20 protein-coding genes are annotated in these 20,975 nt (G+C 73.0%); 10 read left to right on the forward strand and 10 right to left on the reverse strand.

Annotated elements, in window-relative coordinates; genetic code table 11:
• Window positions 1–115: 115 nt before the first annotated feature.
• Together ACFYYJ_RS14550 and ACFYYJ_RS14555 are read right to left on the reverse strand one after the other, a co-directional pair.
• Complete coding sequence (locus tag ACFYYJ_RS14550) at window positions 116–1,447, reverse strand: SWF or SNF family helicase (RefSeq protein WP_389132178.1); 1,332 nt, start codon at window positions 1,445–1,447, stop codon at window positions 116–118.
• Complete coding sequence (locus tag ACFYYJ_RS14555) at window positions 1,444–4,407, reverse strand: DEAD/DEAH box helicase (protein ID WP_389132181.1); 2,964 nt, start codon at window positions 4,405–4,407, stop codon at window positions 1,444–1,446. Before ACFYYJ_RS14555 ends, ACFYYJ_RS14550 begins: the two co-directional genes overlap by 4 nt.
• Window positions 4,408–4,576: 169 nt before the next feature.
• Here ACFYYJ_RS14555 and ACFYYJ_RS14560 point away from each other — a divergent pair, with 169 nt between their 5' ends.
• Complete coding sequence (locus ACFYYJ_RS14560) at window positions 4,577–4,759, forward strand: hypothetical protein (RefSeq protein ID WP_384583151.1); 183 nt, start codon at window positions 4,577–4,579, stop codon at window positions 4,757–4,759.
• Between the two features lie 129 nt (window positions 4,760–4,888).
• Here the strand turns inward: ACFYYJ_RS14560 and ACFYYJ_RS14565 are convergent, their stop codons facing one another.
• The 3 genes from ACFYYJ_RS14565 to ACFYYJ_RS14575 form a co-directional block, all read right to left on the reverse strand.
• Window positions 4,889–6,124 carry a polyprenyl synthetase family protein gene (locus ACFYYJ_RS14565; RefSeq protein ID WP_389132183.1) on the reverse strand — a complete coding sequence of 412 codons (1,236 nt, stop codon included), beginning with the start codon at window positions 6,122–6,124 and terminating at the stop codon, window positions 4,889–4,891.
• Between the two features lie 67 nt (window positions 6,125–6,191).
• The gene (locus ACFYYJ_RS14570; RefSeq protein WP_389132186.1) at window positions 6,192–6,650 is read right to left on the reverse strand and encodes an SAM-dependent methyltransferase; all 459 of its coding nucleotides are present in this window, start codon (window positions 6,648–6,650) and stop codon (window positions 6,192–6,194) included.
• Between the two features lie 60 nt (window positions 6,651–6,710).
• Window positions 6,711–7,505 (reverse strand): hypothetical protein, encoded by a 795-nt coding sequence (locus ACFYYJ_RS14575; protein ID WP_389132188.1) that lies wholly within the window; start codon window positions 7,503–7,505, stop codon window positions 6,711–6,713.
• Window positions 7,506–7,640: 135 nt separating this feature from the next.
• On the opposite strand from ACFYYJ_RS14575, the gene ACFYYJ_RS14580 reads away from it, so the two are divergent.
• Window positions 7,641–8,555 (forward strand): oxygenase MpaB family protein, encoded by a 915-nt coding sequence (locus ACFYYJ_RS14580; protein WP_389132191.1) that lies wholly within the window; start codon window positions 7,641–7,643, stop codon window positions 8,553–8,555.
• On the opposite strand, the gene ACFYYJ_RS14585 is transcribed toward ACFYYJ_RS14580, so the two are convergent.
• Window positions 8,540–9,148 carry a class I SAM-dependent methyltransferase gene (locus ACFYYJ_RS14585; RefSeq protein WP_389132193.1) on the reverse strand — a complete coding sequence of 203 codons (609 nt, stop codon included), beginning with the start codon at window positions 9,146–9,148 and terminating at the stop codon, window positions 8,540–8,542. The genes ACFYYJ_RS14580 and ACFYYJ_RS14585 overlap by 16 nt on opposite strands.
• 159 nt (window positions 9,149–9,307) lie before the next feature.
• On the opposite strand from ACFYYJ_RS14585, the gene ACFYYJ_RS14590 reads away from it, so the two are divergent.
• The 5 genes from ACFYYJ_RS14590 (at window position 9,308) to ACFYYJ_RS14610 (ending at window position 14,279) form a co-directional block, all read left to right on the forward strand.
• Entirely contained in the window at window positions 9,308–10,093 is a 786-nt protein-coding gene (locus tag ACFYYJ_RS14590) for an MHYT domain-containing protein (protein ID WP_389132196.1), read from the forward strand.
• A gap of 82 nt (window positions 10,094–10,175) precedes the next feature.
• On the forward strand, window positions 10,176–12,770 hold the full coding sequence (locus tag ACFYYJ_RS14595) for a nitrate- and nitrite sensing domain-containing protein (protein ID WP_389132199.1): 2,595 nt from the start codon (window positions 10,176–10,178) through the stop codon (window positions 12,768–12,770).
• Window positions 12,770–13,213, forward strand: coding sequence for a roadblock/LC7 domain-containing protein (locus tag ACFYYJ_RS14600; protein WP_385357344.1), 444 nt, complete (start codon window positions 12,770–12,772; stop codon window positions 13,211–13,213). The genes ACFYYJ_RS14595 and ACFYYJ_RS14600 overlap by 1 nt, the downstream gene beginning before the upstream one ends.
• Before the next feature lie 17 nt (window positions 13,214–13,230).
• Window positions 13,231–13,620: a DUF742 domain-containing protein gene (locus tag ACFYYJ_RS14605; RefSeq protein ID WP_385357347.1), complete on the forward strand. Its 390-nt coding sequence runs from the start codon at window positions 13,231–13,233 to the stop codon at window positions 13,618–13,620.
• Window positions 13,620–14,279: an ATP/GTP-binding protein gene (locus ACFYYJ_RS14610; protein ID WP_389132204.1), complete on the forward strand. Its 660-nt coding sequence runs from the start codon at window positions 13,620–13,622 to the stop codon at window positions 14,277–14,279. Before ACFYYJ_RS14605 ends, ACFYYJ_RS14610 begins: the two co-directional genes overlap by 1 nt.
• Window positions 14,280–14,311: 32 nt before the next feature.
• On the opposite strand, the gene ACFYYJ_RS14615 is transcribed toward ACFYYJ_RS14610, so the two are convergent.
• Window positions 14,312–14,749: a PPOX class F420-dependent oxidoreductase gene (locus ACFYYJ_RS14615; RefSeq protein WP_385133374.1), complete on the reverse strand. Its 438-nt coding sequence runs from the start codon at window positions 14,747–14,749 to the stop codon at window positions 14,312–14,314.
• A 106-nt stretch (window positions 14,750–14,855) separates the two neighbouring features.
• On the opposite strand from ACFYYJ_RS14615, the gene ACFYYJ_RS14620 reads away from it, so the two are divergent.
• A complete protein-coding gene (locus tag ACFYYJ_RS14620; RefSeq protein ID WP_384584221.1) occupies window positions 14,856–15,254 on the forward strand; it encodes a roadblock/LC7 domain-containing protein in 399 nt (132 codons plus the stop codon).
• 125 nt (window positions 15,255–15,379) lie between these two features.
• On the forward strand, window positions 15,380–16,186 hold the full coding sequence (locus tag ACFYYJ_RS14625) for a DUF6397 family protein (RefSeq protein WP_389132207.1): 807 nt from the start codon (window positions 15,380–15,382) through the stop codon (window positions 16,184–16,186).
• On the opposite strand, the gene ACFYYJ_RS14630 is transcribed toward ACFYYJ_RS14625, so the two are convergent.
• The 3 genes from ACFYYJ_RS14630 to ACFYYJ_RS14640 are packed head-to-tail and all read right to left on the reverse strand — an operon-like array spanning window position 16,150 to window position 20,026.
• Window positions 16,150–16,551: a YchJ family protein gene (locus ACFYYJ_RS14630; RefSeq protein ID WP_389132209.1), complete on the reverse strand. Its 402-nt coding sequence runs from the start codon at window positions 16,549–16,551 to the stop codon at window positions 16,150–16,152. The two genes, ACFYYJ_RS14625 and ACFYYJ_RS14630, sit on opposite strands and share 37 nt — an antisense overlap.
• 9 nt (window positions 16,552–16,560) lie before the next feature.
• Window positions 16,561–17,451 carry an acyl-CoA thioesterase gene (locus ACFYYJ_RS14635; RefSeq protein WP_384584231.1) on the reverse strand — a complete coding sequence of 297 codons (891 nt, stop codon included), beginning with the start codon at window positions 17,449–17,451 and terminating at the stop codon, window positions 16,561–16,563.
• Between the two features lie 52 nt (window positions 17,452–17,503).
• Window positions 17,504–20,026 carry a DEAD/DEAH box helicase gene (locus tag ACFYYJ_RS14640; RefSeq protein ID WP_389132212.1) on the reverse strand — a complete coding sequence of 841 codons (2,523 nt, stop codon included), beginning with the start codon at window positions 20,024–20,026 and terminating at the stop codon, window positions 17,504–17,506.
• 145 nt (window positions 20,027–20,171) lie between these two features.
• Here ACFYYJ_RS14640 and ACFYYJ_RS14645 point away from each other — a divergent pair, with 145 nt between their 5' ends.
• Window positions 20,172–20,963 carry a metal-dependent hydrolase gene (locus ACFYYJ_RS14645; RefSeq protein WP_385133364.1) on the forward strand — a complete coding sequence of 264 codons (792 nt, stop codon included), beginning with the start codon at window positions 20,172–20,174 and terminating at the stop codon, window positions 20,961–20,963.
• The last annotated feature ends 12 nt before the right edge of the window (window positions 20,964–20,975 follow it).

A 20,975-nucleotide genomic window follows, 5' to 3' on the forward strand; every position in this document is an offset into this window, starting at 1 on the left:
CGTCGGCCAGTACGTCGGCGGGGCCGGGCCGAAACAGCCGGTGCCGAGGGCGGCAGGGCGGCGAGGGCGGCGAGGGAGGCCAGGGAGGCGAGGGCGGCCAAGGGGCCGCCGGGCGTCACCCGGTGTCCAGGGTCGCCCACGCCGAAGCCGGATCCGGGGCCGACGGGCCCGCCGGGCACCACCGGCCCGCCTCGCGGCGGTACGGCCACCAGCGGCCCTCGCGGCCCAGCCGCAGCTGACGGTCGGCGACCGACCCGGACGCCCGGGACGCCTCGGACGCCCCCGACGCCCCCGACGCCTCGACCACCTCGGTCCAGCGGGCGCGGATCCGGCGCAGCACCGGAGCCCGCTCGTCCGCCCAGGCCGCTCCCAGCGTGGCGCGCGCCCGCGCCAGGGTCGCCCGGTCCGGCGCCCAGTCGTCCTCCAGTGCCGCCAGCGCGGGCGGCCCGCCGAAGCCCCAGGCCCGGACGGCCAGGTCCATGGCGGCCCGGTCGCGTCCCGTGGCCGCCGCCAGACGGGAGCGGACCCGGAGATCCGAGGCCTCGGCCGTGAGGCGTACGGCGTCTTCGGCCGCGGTCAGCGGGGCCGTCGGCGCGCGATCGGCGTGACCCGGAGCCAGGGCCAGGGCGAGCAACCGGTACGCCTCGTTCGCGGCCGCCTGGGCGAGGAACTCCACCGCGTCCACGTCGAGTTCCGGCTCGGAGCCAGGCCCGGAATCCGGCTCGGTACCGGTGTCCAGCGTCGGCGGCTGGCCCGGTGCCCCCGGCAGCCCCGGCGGCGGGGGCAGGGGCGGCAGGCTCCCCGCCACCGCGAACGCGTCCGCCGCGGGGAGACCGGCGTCGACGGGCACCGGCCGGGCGCCGCCGCGATCCCCGGCCCCCGCCGTGCTGCGGGTCTCCAACTGCGCCACCAGCTCCCGTTCGCCGCGCCCGCGCAGGAGCAGCAGTACGAAGGGGTCCTGGTCCAGCAGTCGCGCCACCTGGTAGCAGAGCGCCGCCGAGTGCGGGCAGTGGTCCCACTCGCCGCAGTCGCAGCGCGGGTCGAGGTCCCCCATGCCCGGCAGGAGCTCGACCCCGGCGGCCGCCGCGTCCTCCGCCAGCTCAGGCGGCACCTCCCGGTCCAGCAGCGCCGCGATGTACCCCGACTCCGCGGCCGCCGATCCCAGCAGCCGGTCCCATTGCGCCGCGGTGAACTCCTGCACCAGCACGTCCGTCCGGTACGCCGTCCCGTCACGGTCGCGCACCACGGCCGTGAGCCCGCCCGGGCGCACCGACACGGCACCCACCGCACCCGAACGCGCGTACCGGCGGCCCGCCTTGATCTGCTCCCCGTCGAGCGCGCCGTCCTCCAGGGCGCTCAGCCAGGACCGTCCCCACCAGGTGTGCGCGAAGCCGCGGCCGGGGGAGGGCGGCAGCGCGGGGAAGGTCTTCTCTTCGTTCCCGGTCACCGCTCACTCCCCAAGGTCGGCCGCAGCGCCACGAGTTCGGCCAGTTCGGCGTCGGTCAGTTCGGTCAACGCGGCCTCGCCGCCCGCGAGAACGGCATCGGCGAGTTCCCGCTTGCGCTCCAGGAGCCGCGCGATCCGCTCCTCGACGGTTCCTTCGGCGGTGATGCGGTGGACCTGGACGGGCTGGGTCTGGCCGATCCGGTAGGCGCGGTCGGTGGCCTGCTCCTCCACGGCCGGGTTCCACCAGCGGTCGAAGTGGATGACGTGCCCGGCACGCGTGAGGTTCAACCCGGTGCCGGCCGCCTTGAGGGACAGGAGGAAGACGGGGACCTCGCCCGCTTGGAACTCGTCCACGAGCTCCTCGCGGCGCGCCACCGGCGTCCCGCCGTGCAGGAGTCGCGTCGCGATCCCGCGGCCCGCCAGGTGCCGCTCCAGGATCCTGGCCATCGCCACGTACTGCGTGAAGACGAGGACCGATCCGCCCTCGGTGAGGATCGTGTCGAGGAGTTCGTCGAAGAGCTCCAGCTTGCCGGAACGCGAGGCGCCGTCCTCGGATCCCCGGTCCCCGGGGCCGTGCTCCCTCGCGTAGTGCGCTGGATGGTTGCAGATCTGCTTGAGGGAGGTCATCAGCTTGACCACCAGCCCGCGCCGCTCCATTCCGTCCGCTTCGGAGATCGCGGCGAGGGTCTCGCGTACGACGGCCTCGTAGAGCGCGGTCTGCTCACGGCTCAGCGAAACGGTGTGGTCCGTCTCGGTCTTCGGCGGGAGCTCGGGCGCGATGCCCGGATCGGTCTTCTTGCGGCGCAGCAGGAACGGCCGTACGAGCGCGCCGAGTCGGGCCGCCGCACGGGGGTCGCGGCCGCTCTCGACGGGCTCGGCGTAGCGGGTGCGGAAGGTGCCGAGGCGGCCGAGGAGCCCGGGGGTGGTCCAGTCGAGGACGGCCCAGAGCTCGGAGAGGTCGTTCTCGACGGGCGTGCCGGTGAGGGCCACCCTGGCCGGGGCGGGGATGGTGCGCAGGGCCTTGGCGGTCGAGGAGTGCGGGTTCTTGACGTGCTGGGCCTCGTCGGCGACGACCATGCCCCAGCGGACGGCGGCGAGTACGGGTGCGTCCACGCGCATCGTGCCGTAGGTGGTGAGGACGAAGCCGGAGGTGAGCCCCGACAGTTCGCGGCCGGTGCCGTGGAAGCGGCGCACCGGGGTGCCGGGCGCGAACTTCTCGATTTCCCGCTGCCAGTTGCCGAGCAGCGAGGCCGGGCAGACCACGAGGGTCGGCCCGGTGCCGGGGTCCTGGCGGCCCCGGTGCAGGTGGAGCGCGATGAGGGTGACGGTCTTGCCGAGGCCCATGTCGTCGGCGAGGCAGGCACCGAGGCCGAGCGAGGTCATCCGGGCGAGCCAGCGCAGGCCCCGCAGCTGGTAGTCGCGGAGGGTGGCCTTGAGCTCCGGGGGCGCGTCGAAGTCCTCTGCGTCCTCTCCGTACTCGTGGTTCTCGGCGTCCTCTGCGCCCTCGTGGTCCTCGCGTCCCCCGGGCCCGTGCGGTTCGGCGGCGAGCCGTGCCCGCAGCCGCTCCAGGGGGCCGGTGGCCTCCACCTCGACCGGCTTGCCGTCGAGTTCGGCCGACCCGGTGAGTACGGCTGCCAGCGCGTCCGGCGCCGCGAGCTCTCGGCCCTGCCTGGCGCGGGCCCGGCGGGCGGCGGCGGGGTCGACCAGGACCCACTGGTCGCGGAGCCGGACCAGGGGGCGCTTCGACTCGGCGAGCCGGTCGAGTTCGGCGGGCGTCAGGTCGCCGAGGCCGCCGAGGGCGTGGCGCCAGGTGAAGGAGAGCAACGCGCCGGGGGAGAGCAGACCGGTGGGGAGGGAGGCCCCCGCGTGTTCGGGGGAGGCGACGACGGCGCGGGCGCCGAGTTCCCGGGCGAGCCCGCGTGGCCAGTGCACCCGCACGCCGTCGGCGGCGAGCTCGGCGGCGGCTTCGCCGAGCAGCTCCGTGACCTCCTCGTCGGCGAGCTCCACGGCGTCCGGCACGGCGGCGCTCAGCAGCGGGGTCAGCGGGGGCCACAGCCGGGCGGCACGGCGCAGGGCCCGCAGCGCGTCCATCCGGGCACCGGGCGGGAACGCGGCCGCGGCGGCACCCGAGCCTCCCCAGACGTCGGCGGCGTCGGCGACCAGCGCGGAATCGGCCGCGCCGTGCATCTGCAGGACGGCACGGAACGCGGGAGCCCGGTCCGGAGCGTCCAGGGGTCCGACGAGCTCGATCCGCAGGGAGATGCGCACCCCCGCGTCGTGGCCCGCGGCCACTTCGGAGGCCCACCCGCGCAGGGCGGGGTACAGCCTCGGCGGGCGGTCGGCGTAGGCGGGACCGCCGGCGGCCGCGGGCGCGGCGGGAGAACGGGGCAGGGTGTCGGCGACGGCGTCGAGGAACGCGCGCAGCAGCGGCTCCGGGGTGGGCAGCAGGGGCGGTCCGTCCGCGTTCAGGGGTACGCAGTGGGCGGCCGGCGGCATGGCGGCGGCCAGCTCCCGGACCGCGGCGAGGTCCGCGGCCTCCAGCGGCCCCATCCGCCAGGCGTCGTGGCCGGCGGGGCTCAGGCCGGGCAGCAGTCGGCCACGGGCCGCGAGGTGCAGGGCCAGCAGCGCGGCGGCGCCCCAGAACGCGGCAGCCGGGGCAGGGGTCGCGGCGGGCGGCGAGACGGCGGCCCGGGCGCGGGTGAGCAGGGGCAGGGCCACGTCGACGGGGAGCACGAGCGCGGTCACGGCGGTCCGGCGCAAGTCGGCGGTGACGACGGTGAGCTCCTCGAACCCGCCCGCTCCGGAACCGGTGTCGGTGACGGCGACGGCGTCGGCGACGGCCCGGAGGGACTCGCCGTCGGGCCGCCAGAGGCCCATCCGGCCGCTGCGACCCGGCTCACCGGGCGCGCCGGGCAGGAAGACGAAGGAGCAGTGGACGAGGTCGGGGGTCTTGGGCAGCACGCATCCCTCAAACTTGACTACCGGGGCACAGGGCCGTCGAGAGTACCCGACCGGCGGCCTCCGGGACGGGACACCGGGCTGTCGTACCCCCTTCCCGGAGTCCGGGAACGCGCGGGCGGGGCCGGGCGTTGAGGGGGTAGTGGTCGACCACAGGAGGAGGTGTCCGCATATGTCCAATCGCGGAAAGGTCGCGGTTGCCGGTGTCGTGGCAGCCATCGTGTTGTTCTGGAGCGTCGGGTTCTGGGCGGGACTGCTGGTCCTGATCGGTGTGCCGACCGCCGCCTACCTCCTGCTCGACCCTTCGCAGCGCCGTCGTCTCCGGGGAGTGTCCCGGAAGCAGATAGGCCGTTGACCTGGCTGACGCCTCTGAGCCGCTGACCGTGCTCGCCCCTGAACCCGCTGCCGACGGGTACGACCCGGACTCCGCTCACCCCACCCGGACTCCGCTCGCCTCACGCGGAGTCCGGCACGGCTTGCCGGGTCAGGCTGCGTTGCGTGCGGCGACGGGGAGGAAGTCGGCTTCGAGGAGCATCTGGGACGCGTGGTCCACGAGGTGGCGGAGCACCGCCGAGTAGGCCTGGTCGCCGCCCAGTTCGTCCAGGATGCGGTGTGCCTCGGCGCGGAAACCGTCGATCTCCGCCTGGTACCGGCCGAGGGTGACGGGCGTCCGTAGGAGGGACGCGAGTTCCACCCTGGCCGCGGCCGAGCGGCCCGCGACGGCGCTCAGGCCGAGGATGCGCTCCCTGGTTCCGATGGGCGCGTCCTCGAGGACGGAAGCGAGGAGGTACGTCACGGTGCCGTTGAGCAGATCCTCGTCACGACCGGAGCGGATGTCCTCCTGGTCGTTGAATAGCTGCCACAGAATTCCGAATGTGTAGCCGAATTCCCGCCAGAGCTCCACCCTCTTCGCAGTCGTTCCCGACAGGATCGCGGCCATGGCCGTGATCATCGCGAAAGGTGCTCCGGATTTTCCGCGGTACGTCTGGATCACCGAGGCGCGCGACGCTTTTCCGACTTCTCCGCGCATGTCGCCTATCTGCCCGTCGACACCGATGGTCCAGCCGTTCAAGATCTCCGTCACCAGTGCGCTGCGCGCCGATTCCGGGACCTTTTGATCCAGAACGATCCGAATGGGAAGGGCGTTTCCGGTGACGACGGAGGCGAGCAGGGCCTCGTTCTCGGTGAGCTCGCCCCAGATCCGCGCGCCGTTCGCGTCGGCGAGATCGTCCAGGTAGCAGGCCGAAGTCCAGCACAGCAGGTGGACGGCGGACAGCGGCATGGCCGGCCGGGGATCGCCCGTCTCGATGCCGTGCGTGAGCAGCGGCAGCACTGAAAGGGGATGCCTGAGTTTGCGGTGTTCCAGGAGCTTGGCCACAGAGTTCCGTGTGCTGCTCGCATGCGGTTCGAGTCGCTCCAGAGCGGTTTCGATCTCCGCATCGATTTCCCGAGAGAATTGCCGGTGCAGGTCCAGGTACGACGTGCAATTCATGAGATCGGCCTCCGTCAAGGAGAAGACCCAAAGGGGGAGGTGATTTCCCTTCGAGTCGGTCGGGTCAGTGACGTGGCTGATTCGATCATTACGCAGGGAGGGGATCCAGAGCGATTTCCGGCCCGGACGGCCGGATTCCAGCGGCGAGCCGTTTGTCGGTGATCGCCGATCGCCGATCGCCGATCGCCGATCGCCGATCGCCGAACACCGACCGAGCCGGCGCCGCACGGCCGCCGGTCTGGCGCCCGCGCACGGACGCGGGCCGCCGGCCTGGGGCCTGTCTTGGGATCCGGCCCTAGTAGTAGCCGCGCATCAGGGCCGTCGCCCATTCCGGCTGCCGCAGCTCGCCGCGGGGCCCGAACTCGGCCATGTACGGCTTGAGATCGAGTACAGGAGTGCCGTCCACCGCGTCGAGGCCCTCCACGTGCACGTCCAGGCCGTCCACCTTCACCAGCCGGCAGCGCGAGAGCCCCAGGCGGTTCGGCCGGTTCTTGCCGCGCTGCGCGAAGATCCCGACCAGCGGCCAGTCCGTGTTGCCGCGCGGATGGCGGGCGCCCGTCTCGATCTTCCCCACGGGCACCCGGTCGAAGTGGTACACCACCTCGACGTGCGAGAAGTCCTCCAGGCCGAACAGTGCCTCCGGGCCGAACCGCAGGGAGTCCAGGCGGATCACCGCCGTCTCGCGCCCCCAGTCGTCGTCGAGCACCTCCGCGCGGCCGCCCACGACCACGCCCACCGGCTCCGATTCCACCATCGTCTCTCCCCTCGTGTCACCGCTCCCGCCCGCGCCCGGTGCCCGCCCCCTGGCAGGGACTCAGGCCGGGCGCACCGCGACGCGGTCCAGCGCCGCCAGCAGTTGCGGAAGATCGTGATCGCCCTCTTGGGGGACGGTGAGGACCTCGCTCGGCTCCTCGTCCAGCAGGACGAAGGCGGCGTCCTCGCCCTCGGTTCCTCCCGTGCGGGCCACCAGCGACCAGCCCGGCCCGTCCACCCGCAGCGTCCGGGCGCCCTCGCCTGCGAAGGAGGACCGGACCCGGCCGGGCGGCGGTGGGGTCCGCGTGTACCCCGCGGCATCCTCCAGTGCCCGCGCGAGCCCGGGGTGCGCGGCTGCGGCCGCCCCGCCGTCCGTCGCCACCCGCTCGCGCCAGTCGGCCCACTCCCGCGCGATCTGGTCCGCGCCCATCCGCCGCTGGACCGGCCCCCACGCCTCGGCCGACGGCGGCGCCAGCGGCACGCGTCCGGTGCCGTCCGCGCCCTGCTCCGGATCGTGCGGCTCCGGTATCCCCGTCGCCGCCACCGAAAGCTCCAGCGGCCAGCCCGCCAGCGAGATCACGATGCTCCGCTCGTCGGGGGACAGGTCGTACTCCATGCCGCAGTCCCAGGAGGCGATCGCCGCGGCCACCAGTGAGACGTCGTCCACGACGACCGTCCAGCGCGCGCCCTCCTCGTCCTGGCCCAGGACCAGCCCGTAACCCTCCCCGGCCGGGGCCACGCCCAGCAGGGAGCAGGCCTCCGCGAAGTCGTCGCCCAGGATGGTGGGGAACTGTGCGGGGGTCAGCAGTACGGCGGTCAGCACGTACAGCGAACCGCCACCCTCGTCGTCGGACACCTGGCCTCCCGGAGCTCTCTCGTCGGCCGCACCTTAACCAGCCGGTAACCCACCCGTCGAGAGCCTGCGGGTGACGATTTCCAAGCCCGCCACCTGCACGTAGAGTTGGCAGCCCGCCACAGAAAGGGATACCCGGTGCAGCGTTACGACCGGCTGAGGGAGATCCTCCGGCTCGATCCCGACAAGGACTTCCTCGCCATCTACCGGCTCACCGCCACCTACGAGTTCCCCTGGGACTTCACCCGCGCCCTGGAGCTCGCGCTCTTCCGCACCTACGCGGTTCCCGCCATCGGCCGCCTGCTGGCCGAGACGGCAGAGTTCACCGACCGCCCGCAGAAGCGCTACGACGACACGGCGTTGCTCCTCGACGCCGTCGTCGAGCACGGATTCCAGAGCGAGACCGCGCGCACGGCGATCCGCCGCGTCAACCAGATGCACCGCGCCTACGACATCACCAACGAGGACATGCGCTACGTGCTGTGCACTTTCGTGGTGATTCCGGCGCGTTGGATGGACGCCTACGCCTGGCGCCCGATGACGCACCACGAGCGCCGCGCGACCGCGAACTACTACGCCGAACTCGGTCGACACCTGGGCATCACGGACATCCCGGGCTCCTACGAGGAGTTCGAGGAGACCCTGAACGCCTACGAGGACGCCCACTTCGGCTGGGACGAGGGCGGCCGCAAGGTCGCCGACTCCACCATCGGCCTGATGGCCTCCTGGTACCCGGCGCCGCTCGCCCCCGCCGTGCGCGCACTGAGCCTCTCGCTCCTCGACGAGCCGCTGCTGGCCGCCTTCCGCTACGAGAGCCCCCGCCCGCGGGTCAAGCGGCTGATCCGGGGCGCCCTGAAGCTGCGCGGCCGAGCCGTCCGGCTGCTGCCCCCGCGCAAGGCCCCGCACTACGCCCGGCAGAACCCGGAGATCAAGGGCTACCCGCACGGCTACGACGTCGGCGAGCTCGGCACGTTCCCGGTGCCCGGCGCGAGCGGCTGCCCGGTGCCGCATCCCCGCCGGCCCGCGGGGGCGGAGGCTCAGCCGCCCTCGTGACGGCGGACGGCCACGACCAGGAAGCGGGCGTCCTCGTCGGCGTACGAGGTCACGTCCCAGCCGGAACCGGCCAGCAGCGGGCGCAGGTTGTGCTCGGCCCGCAGGTCGCCCGGGGTGAGTTCGCGGCCGTGGCGCGCGGCGAGGGCCGCCCGCCCGATCGGATGGAAGAGCGCGAGCCGGCCGCCGGGTCGGACCACCCGGGCCAGTTCCCGCAGGTTCGCGGCCGGCTCGGGCAGGTGGGCGATCAGCCCGGCGGCGAACACCGCGTCGAGCACCTCGTCGCGCAGCGGCAGCCGGGCCACGTCGGCGAGCAGGAGGGTGCCCTCGGAGGCCCGTCCCGCCCGCCGCGCCTCGGCCAGCATCTGCGGGGTGAGGTCCGCGCCCAGCACCGTCCCGGTGGGTCCCACGGCGGCCCGTAGCGCGGTCAGGGCCCGGCCGGTGCCGCAGCCGGCGTCGAGCACGCGGTCCCCGGGCCGCAGTCCGAAATCGGCGACGGCGGCCCGGAACGCGGGGCCGTCCCCGGGGAACTTGCCGTCCCAGCCGGACGCGCGGGACCCGAAGAATTCCCGGACGTGCGTGTGGTCTTCGCTCATGCGCCCATGATCCCCCACCCGGCACCCCTGCGGTGCGTGCGCAAGGTGGTACGCGGCGTGATCGGAGACGAACGTATCTCTGTCATATTCCAGCAGTTCCAGCTGCTTTCGAAATGCGCCCCTTGTTCGTGGGCTCACCCGGACTAGCGTCCGGTGGCCATGGGACACCTGGACCACGCAGCCTATGGCTGGCTGACACCCGTGCTGTCATACGTGATGGCCTCGATCGGCGCCGCCCTCGGGCTGCGCTGCACCGTCCGCGCGCTCGCCGCCACCGGACCATCCCGCCGCAACTGGCTCCTCACCGCGGCCTCCGCCATCGGCACCGGCATCTGGACGATGCACTTCGTCGCGATGCTCGGATTCGACGTCACCGGCACCGAGATCCACTACAACGTGCCGCTCACCATCCTCAGCCTGCTCGTCGCCGTACTCGTCGTCGGCGCCGGGGTCTTCGCCGTCGGCTACGGAAGGCAACGCGGCCGCTCCCTCGTCCTCGGCGGCCTCACCACCGGCCTCGGCGTCGCCAGCATGCACTACCTGGGCATGGCGGCCCTGCGCCTGCACGGACACGTCTCGTACAAGCCGGTCACCGTCGGCCTCTCCGTCGCCATCGCCGTCGTCGCGGCCACCGCCGCCCTGTGGGCCGCGCTCAACATCAAGTCGCCGCTCGCCGTCGCGGGTGCCTCGCTCGTCATGGGCGCCGCGGTCAGCAGCATGCACTACACCGGGATGATGGCGGTCCGCGTCGCCGTCACCCCCTCGGACGCGGCCCTGCCCGGCGCCACGGCCATGCAGTTCATCTTCCCCCTCGCCGTCGGACTCGGCTCCTACCTGTTCATCACCGCCGCCTTCGTCGCCCTGTCCCCGACCGCGGACGAACGGGCCGCCTCCGCCTCCGCCGCCGCGCGGCACGTCCCGCACCCCGTGTCGACCGCCCGCTGAGCCGCCGACGCGCACGCACCCCCCCACCCCCCGCACGCCCGTAAGTCCGCACCTGTAGGCACCGCCCCGGAACGAGGAGCCCATGCGCAGACCCCGCAGACATCCGGAAGCAGCGGCGCAGCGCCCGCCCGCGCCCCCGGCCCGCGGCCGCCGGGCCCACGCCGGGCCGCCCGCCGAGGAACCGGCGGAGCGGGAGACCCGCCAACTCCTCCCCGCCGCCCCGCGCGCGGCCCGTTCCGGGCTGCGTCCCGCCACCGTCCGCGCGAAGATCGTCTCGCTGCTGATGGTCCCCGTCGTCTCGCTCCTCGCGCTCTGGGGCTTCGCCACCGTCAGCACCGCCCAGGACATGGCCCGGCTGAGCTTCGCCCACCGGGTCGACACCGAGATACGCACCCCCGTCGCGGCCGCCGTCACCGAACTCCAGGCCGAACGGCGCGCCGCGGTCAGGCTCCTCGCAGACCCCGCCGCCGACCCGGGCTCCGCCCTGGACCCGCAGGTCCGGCGCACCGAGGCCGCCGTCCGGCGGCTGCGCCTCGGCGACGGGCACACCGTCGCCGACTCCGGCGGCTACCGCGCCGACATCGCGGACCGGCTGGGTACGTTCGTGGCCGCCGCCGAGGCGCTGGGAGCGGCCCGCAAGGACATCGCCGCCCGGAGGGCCACCCCCGAAGGGGCCTACGAGACGTACACCGGCGTGGTCGACGCCGCCCTCGCCGTCGGCGGCGCCCTGACCGGCGGGCCGGACGCCGAACTGGGGGCCGACGCCCGCGTCCTGCTCGAATTCACCCGCGCCGGGGAACTGCTCGCCCGCGAGGACGCGCTGCTCGCCCTGCCGGGCCCGCGGACCGCCGAAACGCTTCGCCGTCTGACCGGCGCCGTCGAATCCCGCCGCACCCTCACCGCCGCCGCGGCCGGGGACCTCCCCGGGGACCAGCGGGCCGCCTGGCAGTCCGTCACCAAGAGCGCCGTCTACGCCGACCTCACCGCCGCCGAGGACCGGGCCCTGGCCGCCGGCACCACCCGTGACAGCCGCACCGTGCCCGCCGGCTGGGAGGCCGCCCAGGCCGGCGTCGGCGGCTCGATGAGGGAGATCGAAGAGGCCGCGCACACCGCCGCCGCCGACCGCGCCGACCCGTTCACCGAGGGCGCGCTCGGCCCGGCCGGAGCCGCGGTGCTCCTGGGCCTGGGCGCCGTCGCGGCCTCCCTCGTCATCTCCGTACGCATCGGCCGCGCCCTGGTCGTGGAACTCGTCTCGCTGCGCAACACCGCCCTGGAGATCGCCCGCCGCAAGCTCCCCGAGGCGATGGAGCGGCTGCGCGCCGGCGAGGAGATCGACGTCATGGCGGAGACCCCGGCCGGACCCCCGGCCGACGACGAGATCACCCAGGTCGGCGAGGCCCTCGCGACCGTCCACCGGGCCGCGCTCAGCGCCGCCGTCGAGCGCGCGGAGCTCGCCGGCAGCGTCTCCGGGGTCTTCGTCAACCTCGCCCGCCGCAGCCAGGTCCTCGTGCACAAGCAGCTCACCCTGCTCGACTCCATGGAACGCCGCGCCGACGACCCGAACGAACTGGGCGACCTCTTCCGGCTCGACCACCTCACCACCCGGATGCGGCGCCACGCGGAGAGCCTGATCATCCTGTCGGGCGCCGCCCCGGGCCGGGCCTGGCGGCTGCCGGTCCCCCTCACGAACGTCGTCCGGGCCGCCGTCTCCGAGATCGAGGACTACCCGCGCATCGAGGTCCGCCAGTTCGCCGAGGCCGCCGTCGTCGGCGGCGCCGTCGCCGACCTCACCCACCTGCTCGCCGAACTCATCGAGAACGCGGCCCAGTTCTCCCCTCCCCACACCAAGGTCCGGGTCAGCGGCGAGCCCGTCGGGGCCGGGTACGTCCTGGAGGTCGAGGACCGCGGGCTCGGCATGGGACGCGAATCCCTGAGCGAGGCCAACCGGCGGATCGAGCAGTCCGAGGCACTCGACCTCTTCGACAGCGACCGGCTCGGCCTGTTCGTGGTCAGCCGCCTCTCGGCCCGTCACGGCGTGAAGGTGCACCTGCGCACGTCACCGTACGGCGGCACCACCGCCGTGGTCCTCCTGCCGAACTCGATGCTCCAAGGCGCGATCACGGCCGGTGCCCCCGAGTCCGAACCGGCCCCCGCCCCGGAGCCCCCGGACCGGACCCGGAGCCGGTCCTCGAACGAAACCCCCGCCGCGGCACCGGCCCCCCGGCCGAAGGCGGTCGCCGGTGCGGAGCAGCCGCCCGCCATGACCGTCGTACGGGAGGAGGCGCGCGGCATCCCGGCCCCGGAGCGGACCCCCGAACGGCGTGAGCCGGGGCCGGCGCCGGCCGCGGTGGCCCCGCTGAGGCCGCGCGCCGGCGGGGGCGCCGTCACCCGTACCCCGTCCGCCGCACCTGCACCGGCACCGGCACCTGCACCGGCTTCGGCTCCGGCATCGGCTCCGGCTTCGGTCACGGAACTGCCGCGCCGCGTGCGCCAGGCCAGCCTCGTCCCGCAGCTGCGCGAGGCCGCCCCCAAGAGCCCGGCCGGAGCGCGCCTCCCCGAGGACGCGCCGGGCCGCAGCCCGGAGCAGGCCCGGGACCGGATGGCGGCCTACCGGGCCGGCTGGGTCCGCGGCGTCCAGGACGACTCCCCCCACGCAGGCAGCGAAGGAGAAGTGTGATGATCGAACATCAGCGGATCGGCTTCGACGGCGGCCGCAGGTCCGGTGAACTGGACTGGCTGCTGGACGACCTGGTGGTCCGGGTCCGTGAGGTCCGGCACGCCGTGGTCCTCTCCAACGACGGGCTGGCCGTGGGCGCCTCCAGCGCACTGAGCCGGGAGGACGCGGAGCACCTGGCCGCCGTCGCCTCCGGCTTCCACAGCCTCGCCAAGGGCGCGGGGCGGCACTTCCACGCCGGGGGCGTGCGCCAGACGATGGTCGAGATGGACGAGGGGTTCCTCTTCGTGGCGGCGGCGGGCGACGGCTCCTGCCTGGCGGTGCTCAGCGGCGCCGGCGCCGACATCGGGCTCATCGCGTACGAGATGGCCCGCCTGGTCAAGCGGGTCGGCGAGCACCTGTACACCCCGCCCCGGTTCGCGGCGCGCCCGCCGGCCGCCGGCTGAGGGCGGCGGTCCGGTACATGAACGACCAGTGGTACGACGCCGACGCCGGCCCGCTCGTCCGCCCGTACGCCATGACCGGTGGGCGTACGAAGCCGGGACCCCACGGGGTCCGCTTCGACCTGATCGCCCTGGTCGTCATGGACCCCGAGGGCGGTGCGGGCACCGACGGGGCGGCCGAGTCGCTGCTCGGTCCCGAACACCGGGCGCTCCTCGGGCTCTGCCGGTCCGAGACCCAGTCGGTGGCGGAACTCGCGGCGGACGCCGACCTGCCCGTGGGCGTGGTGCGAGTGCTGTTGGGAGACCTGTTGGAGGGCGGGCACGTCAAGGTCAGCAGGCCGGTACCGCCCGCGCAACTGCCGGACGAGCGGATTCTGCGTGAAGTCATCGAGGGATTGCGAGCGCTGTGATGGGACAACACGACAACGGGCTGCCGGGAGCGGGCTCGGCCGCCGACGTGGATCCGGAGGAGGACCCCGAACTGGCCGCGCTCGCGTTGAAGATCCTCGTCGCGGGCGGTTTCGGAGTCGGCAAGACCACGCTGGTGGGCGCGGTGAGCGAGATCCGGCCGCTGCGGACGGAGGAAGTGCTGAGCGAGGCCGGTGAACTGGTCGACGACACGGGCGGAGTGGCCCAGAAGACGACCACGACCGTGGCCATGGACTTCGGCCGGATCACCATCCGCTCGGGGCTGTCCCTGTACCTGTTCGGCACGCCGGGCCAGGACCGGTTCTGGTTCCTGTGGGACGAGCTGTCGCAGGGCGCGCTCGGCGCGGTGGTGCTCGCCGACACGCGGAGGTTGGAGGACTGCTTTCCGGCGGTGGACTACTTCGAGCACCGGCGCATCCCGTTCGTGGTCGCGGTCAACTGCTTCACCGACGCCCGGCGTTACGGGGCGCACGAGGTGTCGCGGGCGCTCGATCTGGAGCAGGGCACCCCGGTGGTGCTCTGCGACGCGCGGGACAAGGACTCGGGGAAGGAAGTGCTGATCAGGCTGGTCGAGTACGCCGGGCGGGTGCACACCGCCCGGCTGTTGGACTCGGTGGAACCGCAGGCCGGTCCGGTGTGAACCGGTCGGCCCGCGGGCCCGCGGGGGACCTCTCAGTCGGCGACGCCGGCCGTGGCGATCACCTTGTCGATCGGGACGCGGACGAGGAGCTCGCTCGGGACGGCGTTGCGGCGCCCGAAGTCGGCGGCGCGTTCCTCGCCCATGTAGCGTGCGCCGATCCTGGTCGCCCAGGTGAGCATGGAGTCCGCGTCGTCGTCGTACTCGCTGATCTCCGCGCGGCCCTGGAGCACGACGTAGGAGAACGGAGGCCGGTCGTCGTCCACGCAGAGCGCGACCCGGCCGTCACGGGCGAGGTTGCGCCCCTTGACGGTGTCCCTGCCGGTGTTGAAGACGAAGGAGTCGCCGTCGAGTACGAACCAGATGGGAGCGACGTGCGGACTTCCGTCTTCGCGGACGGTGGAGAGCTTGCCGGTGCGAGTGGAGTGGCTGACGAACGCACGCCATTCCTCTTGAGTCATCTTCTTCGCCATGAGCACATCCTCCTTGCCGGAAAGGCGCTGGTGGGGAAGGCTTGCGGGACGACCATGCGGGGTGGGGCGCGGCCATGTCGGCCGCGTCGACGGGGAGGGGTTGGGAATGGCACTGGACAAGCAGCTCGACTGGCTGTTGGACGACCTGACGCGCCGGGTTCAGCAGGTACGGCATGCGGTGGTGCTGTCCAACGACGGCCTGGTCACGGGCGCGAGCGCCGGGCTGGCACGGGAGGACGGGGAACACCTCGCCGCCGTGGCGGCCGGGCTGCAGAGCCTGGCGAAGGGATCCGGACGGCACTTCCGGGCCGGTGAGGTCCGTCAGACGATGGTCGAGTACGACGAGGGCGTCCTGTTCGTGATGGCGGCCGGAGCGGGCAGCTGCCTGTGCGTGCTGAGCGCGGCCGAGGCCGACATCGGCCAGGTCGCCTACGAGATGACGCTGCTGGTCAACCGGGTGGGAGAGCACCTGGGGGTCGCGGAGCGGCGCATCACGGGCGGCTGAGCCCGCCGCGTCGCGCCGTCTCGGTCCGCGTCGTCCCGCCGGGTTGTCCACAGGCCCGGCACGTTGTCGTCGCGCTGAGTTACGGTCTTCACACAGAGTGATCGCTGCTCGTGGGGGAGACCGTGATGATGCAGATGGAGACCGTGGCGGCCAGGGACGTACTGGTGGGGAGTGCGCGGGCCGCCGGTGAACTGGGGCTGAGCCGCACCGAGTTCGCCAGGGCCGTGCAATTGGGGATCGTGCGCGCCGGGCCGCCGGCGCGCAGCGGCGCCGCGCGCTTCGCGCGGGCCGAACTGGACCGCGTCAGGTCCGCGGAGTGCCCGCCGGGCGCCGGCGGGGCGGATGCGTTGCGGGAGCGCGTCGAGACCGTGGCCGGAGCGGCGTCCGCGGCGCGGGCGCTGGGCGTCGGGCCGAGCCGGTTCACCCGGCTCGCGCGCTGTGGGCACCTCACGCCCGTCGGCTACCGGGTCAACCGCTACCGGGCCGTCGTGTGGCTCTATCTGGCGGCGGAGCTGAGGGAGTTCGCGGCCCGGGAGCCGGTCATGCTGCGCGGGAGCGCACCGCCGGGGGACCGGGAGCTGATGGCGGCCAAGGCGGACCTGCGCCCGCGGAAGTGGCGCGGGCGGCACGTCGGGCTGCTGCTGAGACGGACGGCCGACCCGTGGGCGCGCGCCGCGGTCCTGGCGGCCGTCCTCCCGGAGGGCGAGCTGAGGGCGGCCGTGCCCGAGAAGGCGGAGCGGCTCGTCCTGGCCGCCCTCGCCCCGCCGGCGCCCTACGGGCACCCGCAGGTCCCGGAGGCCGCGACGGTGGCGTCGGCGCTGCTGAAGGCGGATCAGCCGGAGGAGATCCACTGGTACCGGACCAGCCTGGACTTCGCCCTCACCGGGGCGCGCGATCAGTCGAACGCGACGGGGGAGAGGGGGCCGACGTAGACCCAGGCCCCCTCCTCGCGGGTGAAGGCACTGTGCTCGTGCAGTGAGCCGGTGTGCCGGCCCTCGCGGTAGTGGGCGCGGAACTCCACCGAGCCCTCCGTCTCGAACATCCCGCCGCGCTCGGTCCCCAGGATCTCCAGCCGCTCCCAGCGCTGCCCGGGATCCAGATCGAGGTCGGACGGGCGGGTCGTGCTGTGCCAGGAGCGCAGCAGGTAGGCGGTGTCACCGACCGCGAAGGCGCTGAAGCGGGAACGCATCAGCCGCTCGGCGGTGGGGGCCTGCTGCGCTCCGGAATGGAAGCGGCCACAGCAGTCCGGGTAGGCGGCGGGCAGCCCGCAGGGGCAGGGGAGGGCCGGGGTGGGCATGGGGTGTGCTCAGTTCTTCGGGGAGGGACTCGGGGCGGGATAGGGGCGGAAGAGGCCTTCCTGGACCACGGAGACCAGCAGCCTGCCCTCCAGGTCGTAGATGCGGCCGCGGGCCAGGCCCCGGCCGCCGTGCGCGATGGGCGACTCCTGGTCGTACAGGAACCACTCGTCCGTACGGAACGGCCGGTGGAACCACATGGCGTGGTCGAGGCTCGCCATGTCGAACCCGCGCATCCCCCACAGCGGTTCCACCGGGATGCGCACGGCGTCGAGGAGGGTCATGTCGCTGGCGTAGGTGAGGGCGCAGGTGTGTACGAGCGGGTCGTCGCCCAGCGGGCCGACCGCGCGCATCCACACCGCGCTGCGCGGGTCGGCTCCCTTGAGCTCCTCGGGGGTCCAGCGGAGCCGGTTGACGTAGCGGATGTCGAAGGGCTGGCGGCGGGCCATCCGCTCCAGCGCCTCCGGCAGCTCCCCGAGGTGCTCGCGGATCTCGTCCGCGACCTTGGGGAGCGTGTCCGGGTGGGGGTAGTGGTGAGGAGGGAGCTGGTGCTCGATGCCGCCCTCCTCCGGGTGATGGAAGGAGGCGGTGAGATTGAAGATCGTCTTGCCCTGTTGGACCGCGGTGACCCGGCGCGTGGTGAAGGACCGCCCGTCGCGCACCCGCTCCACCTGGTACACGATCGGCACCCCGGGGATGCCCGGGCGCAGGAAGTACGAGTGCAGCGAGTGGACGGGCCGTCCGCTTTCGACGGTGCGGCCCGCGGCCACCAGAGCCTGGCCGGCGACCTGCCCGCCGAAGACGCGCTGGAGCGACTCCTGGGGGCTGGCGCCGCGGAAGATGTTGACCTCGATCTGCTCCAGATCGAGCAGGTCGACCAGTCTCTCGGCGGGGTTCGTCATCAGGGGATCTCCACGGTCGTCGGCGGGGACTACTGGGGGACGCGGGCGGTGGTCAGAGTGCGCCGAGCTCGCCCACCGAGGTGACCCGGATGACGGCCCGGCCCTCCTCGTCGGAAGCCGCGAGGTCGACCTCGGCGCTGATGCCCCAGCCATGGTCGCCGTTGGGGTCGGCGAAGGTCTGCCGGACGCGCCACAGGCCGTGCGCCGGGTCCTCCTCGATCTGCAGCAGCTTCGGGCCGCGCGCGTCGGGACCGGTGCTCAGGTCGTCGTACTCGTCCCAGTACCCGTCCATGGCGTCGGCCCAGGCGTCGGCGTCCCAACCGGAGTCGGAGTCCAGTTCGCCCAGCACGTTGACGTGGTCCAGGGCGGCCAGCTCCACCCGGCGGAACATGGCGTTGCGGACCAGGACGCGGAAGGCGCGCGCGTTGGAGGTGACCGGCTTGACCTGGTCGGCCCTCTCCTGGGCCTCCTCCGCCGTCTCCACCTCCGGGTTCGCCAGCTGCTCCCACTCGTCCAGCAGGCTGGAGTCGACCTGGCGCACCAGCTCGCCGAGCCACTCGATCAGGTCCTGGAGGTCCTCGGACTTGAGGTCGTCCGGGATGGTGTGGTCGAGCGCCTTGAAGGCGCTCGCCAGGTAGCGCAGCACGATGCCCTCGGTGCGGGCCAGCTCGTAGTAGGAGGTGAACTCCGTGAAGGTCATCGCGCGTTCGTACATGTCGCGGATGATCGACTTCGGGGAGACCGGGTGGTCGCGCACCCACGGGTGGCTCTTGGAGTACACGTCGTAGGCGTGGACCAGCAGCTCTTCGAGCGGCTTGGGATAGGTGACCTCCTGGAGGCGCTCCATCCGCTCCTCGTACTCGATCCCGTCGGCCTTCATCGCGCCCACGGCCATGCCGCGTTCCTTGTTCTGCTGGGCGGCCAGGATCTGGCGCGGGTCGTCCAGCGTGGACTCCACGACCGACACCATGTCCAGGGCGTAGGAGGGGGACTCCTGGTCCAGCAGGTCGAAGGCGGCCAGCGCGAAGGTGGACAGCGGCTGGTTCAGCGCGAAGTCCTGCTGGAGGTCGACGGTCAGCCGGATCGTGCGGCCCTCCGCGTCCGGGGTGTCGAGCTTCTCGACCACACCGCCGTCCAGCAGCGAGCGGTAGATCGCGATGGCCCGACGGATGTGCCGCAGCTGGGCCTTGCGCGGCTCGTGGTTGTCCTCCAGGAGGTGGCGCATCGCCTGGAAGGCGTCGCCCGGCCGGGCGATGACCGACAGGAGCATGATGTTGGTGACCTTGAAGCGCGAGGTGAGCGGCTCCGGGTCGGCCGCGATCAGCTTCTCGAACGTGGTGTCCGACCAGGCGACGAAGCCCTCCGGGGCCTTCTTGCGGACCACCTTGCGGCGCTTCTTCGGGTCGTCGCCCGCCTTCGCGAGCGCCTTCTCGTTCTCGATGACGTGCTCGGGCGCCTGCGCGACCACATAGCCCGCCGTGTCGAAGCCGGCCCGTCCGGCGCGGCCGGCGATCTGGTGGAACTCGCGGGCGCGCAGCGTGCGGACCCGGTTGCCGTCGTACTTGGTGAGAGCGGTGAACAGCACCGTGCGGATCGGGACGTTGACGCCGACGCCGAGGGTGTCGGTACCGCAGATCACCTTCAGCAGGCCGGCCTGCGCCAGCTTCTCCACCAGACGCCGGTACTTGGGCAGCATGCCGGCGTGGTGCACACCGATGCCGTGCCGGACGTAGCGGGAGAGGTTCTGGCCGAACTTGGTGGTGAAGCGGAAGTTGCCGATCAGGTCCTGGATCTTGTCCTTCTCCTCGCGGGTGCACATGTTGATGCTCATGAGCGACTGCGCCCGCTCGACCGCCTGGGCCTGGGTGAAGTGCACGATGTAGACGGGGGCCTGCCGGGTCTCCAGCAGCTCGGTGATCGTGTCGGTGATCGGCGTCGTGACGTACTCGTACGACAGCGGGACGGGCCGGGTCGCGGAGCGGACCACCGAGGTGGGCCGGCCGGTGCGCCGGGTCAGTTCGTCCTCGAACCGCTTCACGTCGCCGAGGGTCGCCGACATCAGGACGAACTGCGCCTGCGGCAGCTCCAGCAGCGGGATCTGCCAGGCCCAGCCGCGGTCCGGCTCGGCATAGAAGTGGAACTCGTCCATCACGACCTGGCCGATGTCGGCGTACTTGCCGTCGCGCAGGGCGATGGAGGCCAGCACCTCGGCGGTGCAGCAGATCACCGGGGCGTCCGCGTTCACGGAGGCGTCGCCGGTGAGCATGCCGACGTTCTCGGTGCCGAAGAGCTTGCACAGGTCGAAGAACTTCTCCGACACCAGCGCCTTGATCGGCGCGGTGTAGAAGGTGACCTTGTCCTGGGCCAGGGCCGTGAAGTGCGCACCGGCGGCGACGAGGCTCTTGCCGGAGCCGGTCGGGGTGGAAAGGATCACGTTGGCCCCGGAGACGACCTCGATCAGCGCCTCCTCCTGAGCCGGGTACAGGGTGATGCCCTGGTCCTCGGCCCACGAGGAGAAAGCCTCGAAGAGGGCGTCGGGGTCGGCGTTCGGCGGGAGCTGATCAATGAGGGTCACACCCCCCATCTTGCCTGGCTTCCCCCCGGATGAGGGAACCGGCGGACGGAATGAAGATCACCGACGGTACGCTGTGCCGTCGATGCGGCCCGAACGAACCAGTCGACAGGGCCCGAACACCACACCACCGGGGCGGGGAACGACCATGATGGGTCCGGCGCACTCACTGTCCGGGGCAGCGGCCTGGCTGGGGGTGGGCGCCGCGACCGCGGCCGCCGGGCACCCGATGCCGTGGCCCGTCCTCGTCGTCGGCGCACTGATCTGCGCCGGAGCGGCCCTCGCCCCCGACCTCGACCACAAGTCGGCGACGATCTCGCGCGCCTTCGGGCCACTGTCCCGGGGCCTGTGCGAGGTGGTCGACAAGATCTCCTACGCCGTCTACAAGTCCACCCGCTCCAAGAAGGACGCGCGCCGCACCGGCGGCCACCGCACTCTGACGCACACCTGGCTCTGGGCCGTCCTGATAGGCGGCGGCGCCTCCGCCCTCGCCGTCACCGCCGACCGCTGGGGCGTGCTCGCGATCCTCTTCGTCCACCTGGTCCTGGCGGTCGAAGGCCTGTTGTGGCGGGCCGCCCGGGTCTCCAGCGACGTCCTGGTGTGGCTGCTCGGCGCCACCAGCGCCTGGATCCTGGCCGGGATCCTCGACCAGCCCGGCAACGGCGCGAACTGGCTGTTCACCGGCCCCGGCCAGGAGTACCTCTGGCTCGGCCTGCCGATCGTGCTCGGCGCCCTGGTCCACGACATCGGCGACGCGCTGACCGTCTCCGGCTGCCCGGTGCTGTGGCCCCTCCCGATCGCCGGCAAGCGCTGGTACGCGCTGGGCCCGCCGAAGGCGATGCGCTTCCGCGCCGGCAGCTGGGTCGAGCTGAAGGTCCTGATGCCCGTGTTCGTCCTGCTGGGCGGCTTCGGCGGGGCCTCCGCCCTCGGGTTCATCTGAGGTCCCCGGTCC

Source organism: Streptomyces sp. NPDC002467, assembly GCF_042889825.1.
Classification (GTDB): Bacteria; Actinomycetota; Actinomycetes; order Streptomycetales; family Streptomycetaceae; genus Streptomyces.

What these genes read in the sequence shown, in the direction of transcription:
- ACFYYJ_RS14560 (WP_384583151.1), top strand. Translation starts at nt 4,577, where the DNA reads ATGTCCAATCGCGGAAAGGTCGCGGTTGCCGGTGTCGTGGCAGCCATC.
- ACFYYJ_RS14570 (WP_389132186.1), bottom strand. Translation starts at nt 6,650, where the DNA reads ATGGTGGAATCGGAGCCGGTGGGCGTGGTCGTGGGCGGCCGCGCGGAG.
- ACFYYJ_RS14585 (WP_389132193.1), bottom strand. Translation starts at nt 9,148, where the DNA reads ATGAGCGAAGACCACACGCACGTCCGGGAATTCTTCGGGTCCCGCGCG.
- ACFYYJ_RS14590 (WP_389132196.1), top strand. Translation starts at nt 9,308, where the DNA reads ATGGGACACCTGGACCACGCAGCCTATGGCTGGCTGACACCCGTGCTG.
- ACFYYJ_RS14595 (WP_389132199.1), top strand. Translation starts at nt 10,176, where the DNA reads ATGCGCAGACCCCGCAGACATCCGGAAGCAGCGGCGCAGCGCCCGCCC.
- ACFYYJ_RS14600 (WP_385357344.1), top strand. Translation starts at nt 12,770, where the DNA reads ATGATCGAACATCAGCGGATCGGCTTCGACGGCGGCCGCAGGTCCGGT.
- ACFYYJ_RS14605 (WP_385357347.1), top strand. Translation starts at nt 13,231, where the DNA reads ATGAACGACCAGTGGTACGACGCCGACGCCGGCCCGCTCGTCCGCCCG.
- ACFYYJ_RS14610 (WP_389132204.1), top strand. Translation starts at nt 13,620, where the DNA reads ATGGGACAACACGACAACGGGCTGCCGGGAGCGGGCTCGGCCGCCGAC.
- ACFYYJ_RS14615 (WP_385133374.1), bottom strand. Translation starts at nt 14,749, where the DNA reads ATGGCGAAGAAGATGACTCAAGAGGAATGGCGTGCGTTCGTCAGCCAC.
- ACFYYJ_RS14620 (WP_384584221.1), top strand. Translation starts at nt 14,856, where the DNA reads ATGGCACTGGACAAGCAGCTCGACTGGCTGTTGGACGACCTGACGCGC.
- ACFYYJ_RS14625 (WP_389132207.1), top strand. Translation starts at nt 15,380, where the DNA reads ATGATGCAGATGGAGACCGTGGCGGCCAGGGACGTACTGGTGGGGAGT.
- ACFYYJ_RS14630 (WP_389132209.1), bottom strand. Translation starts at nt 16,551, where the DNA reads ATGCCCACCCCGGCCCTCCCCTGCCCCTGCGGGCTGCCCGCCGCCTAC.
- ACFYYJ_RS14635 (WP_384584231.1), bottom strand. Translation starts at nt 17,451, where the DNA reads ATGACGAACCCCGCCGAGAGACTGGTCGACCTGCTCGATCTGGAGCAG.
- ACFYYJ_RS14645 (WP_385133364.1), top strand. Translation starts at nt 20,172, where the DNA reads ATGATGGGTCCGGCGCACTCACTGTCCGGGGCAGCGGCCTGGCTGGGG.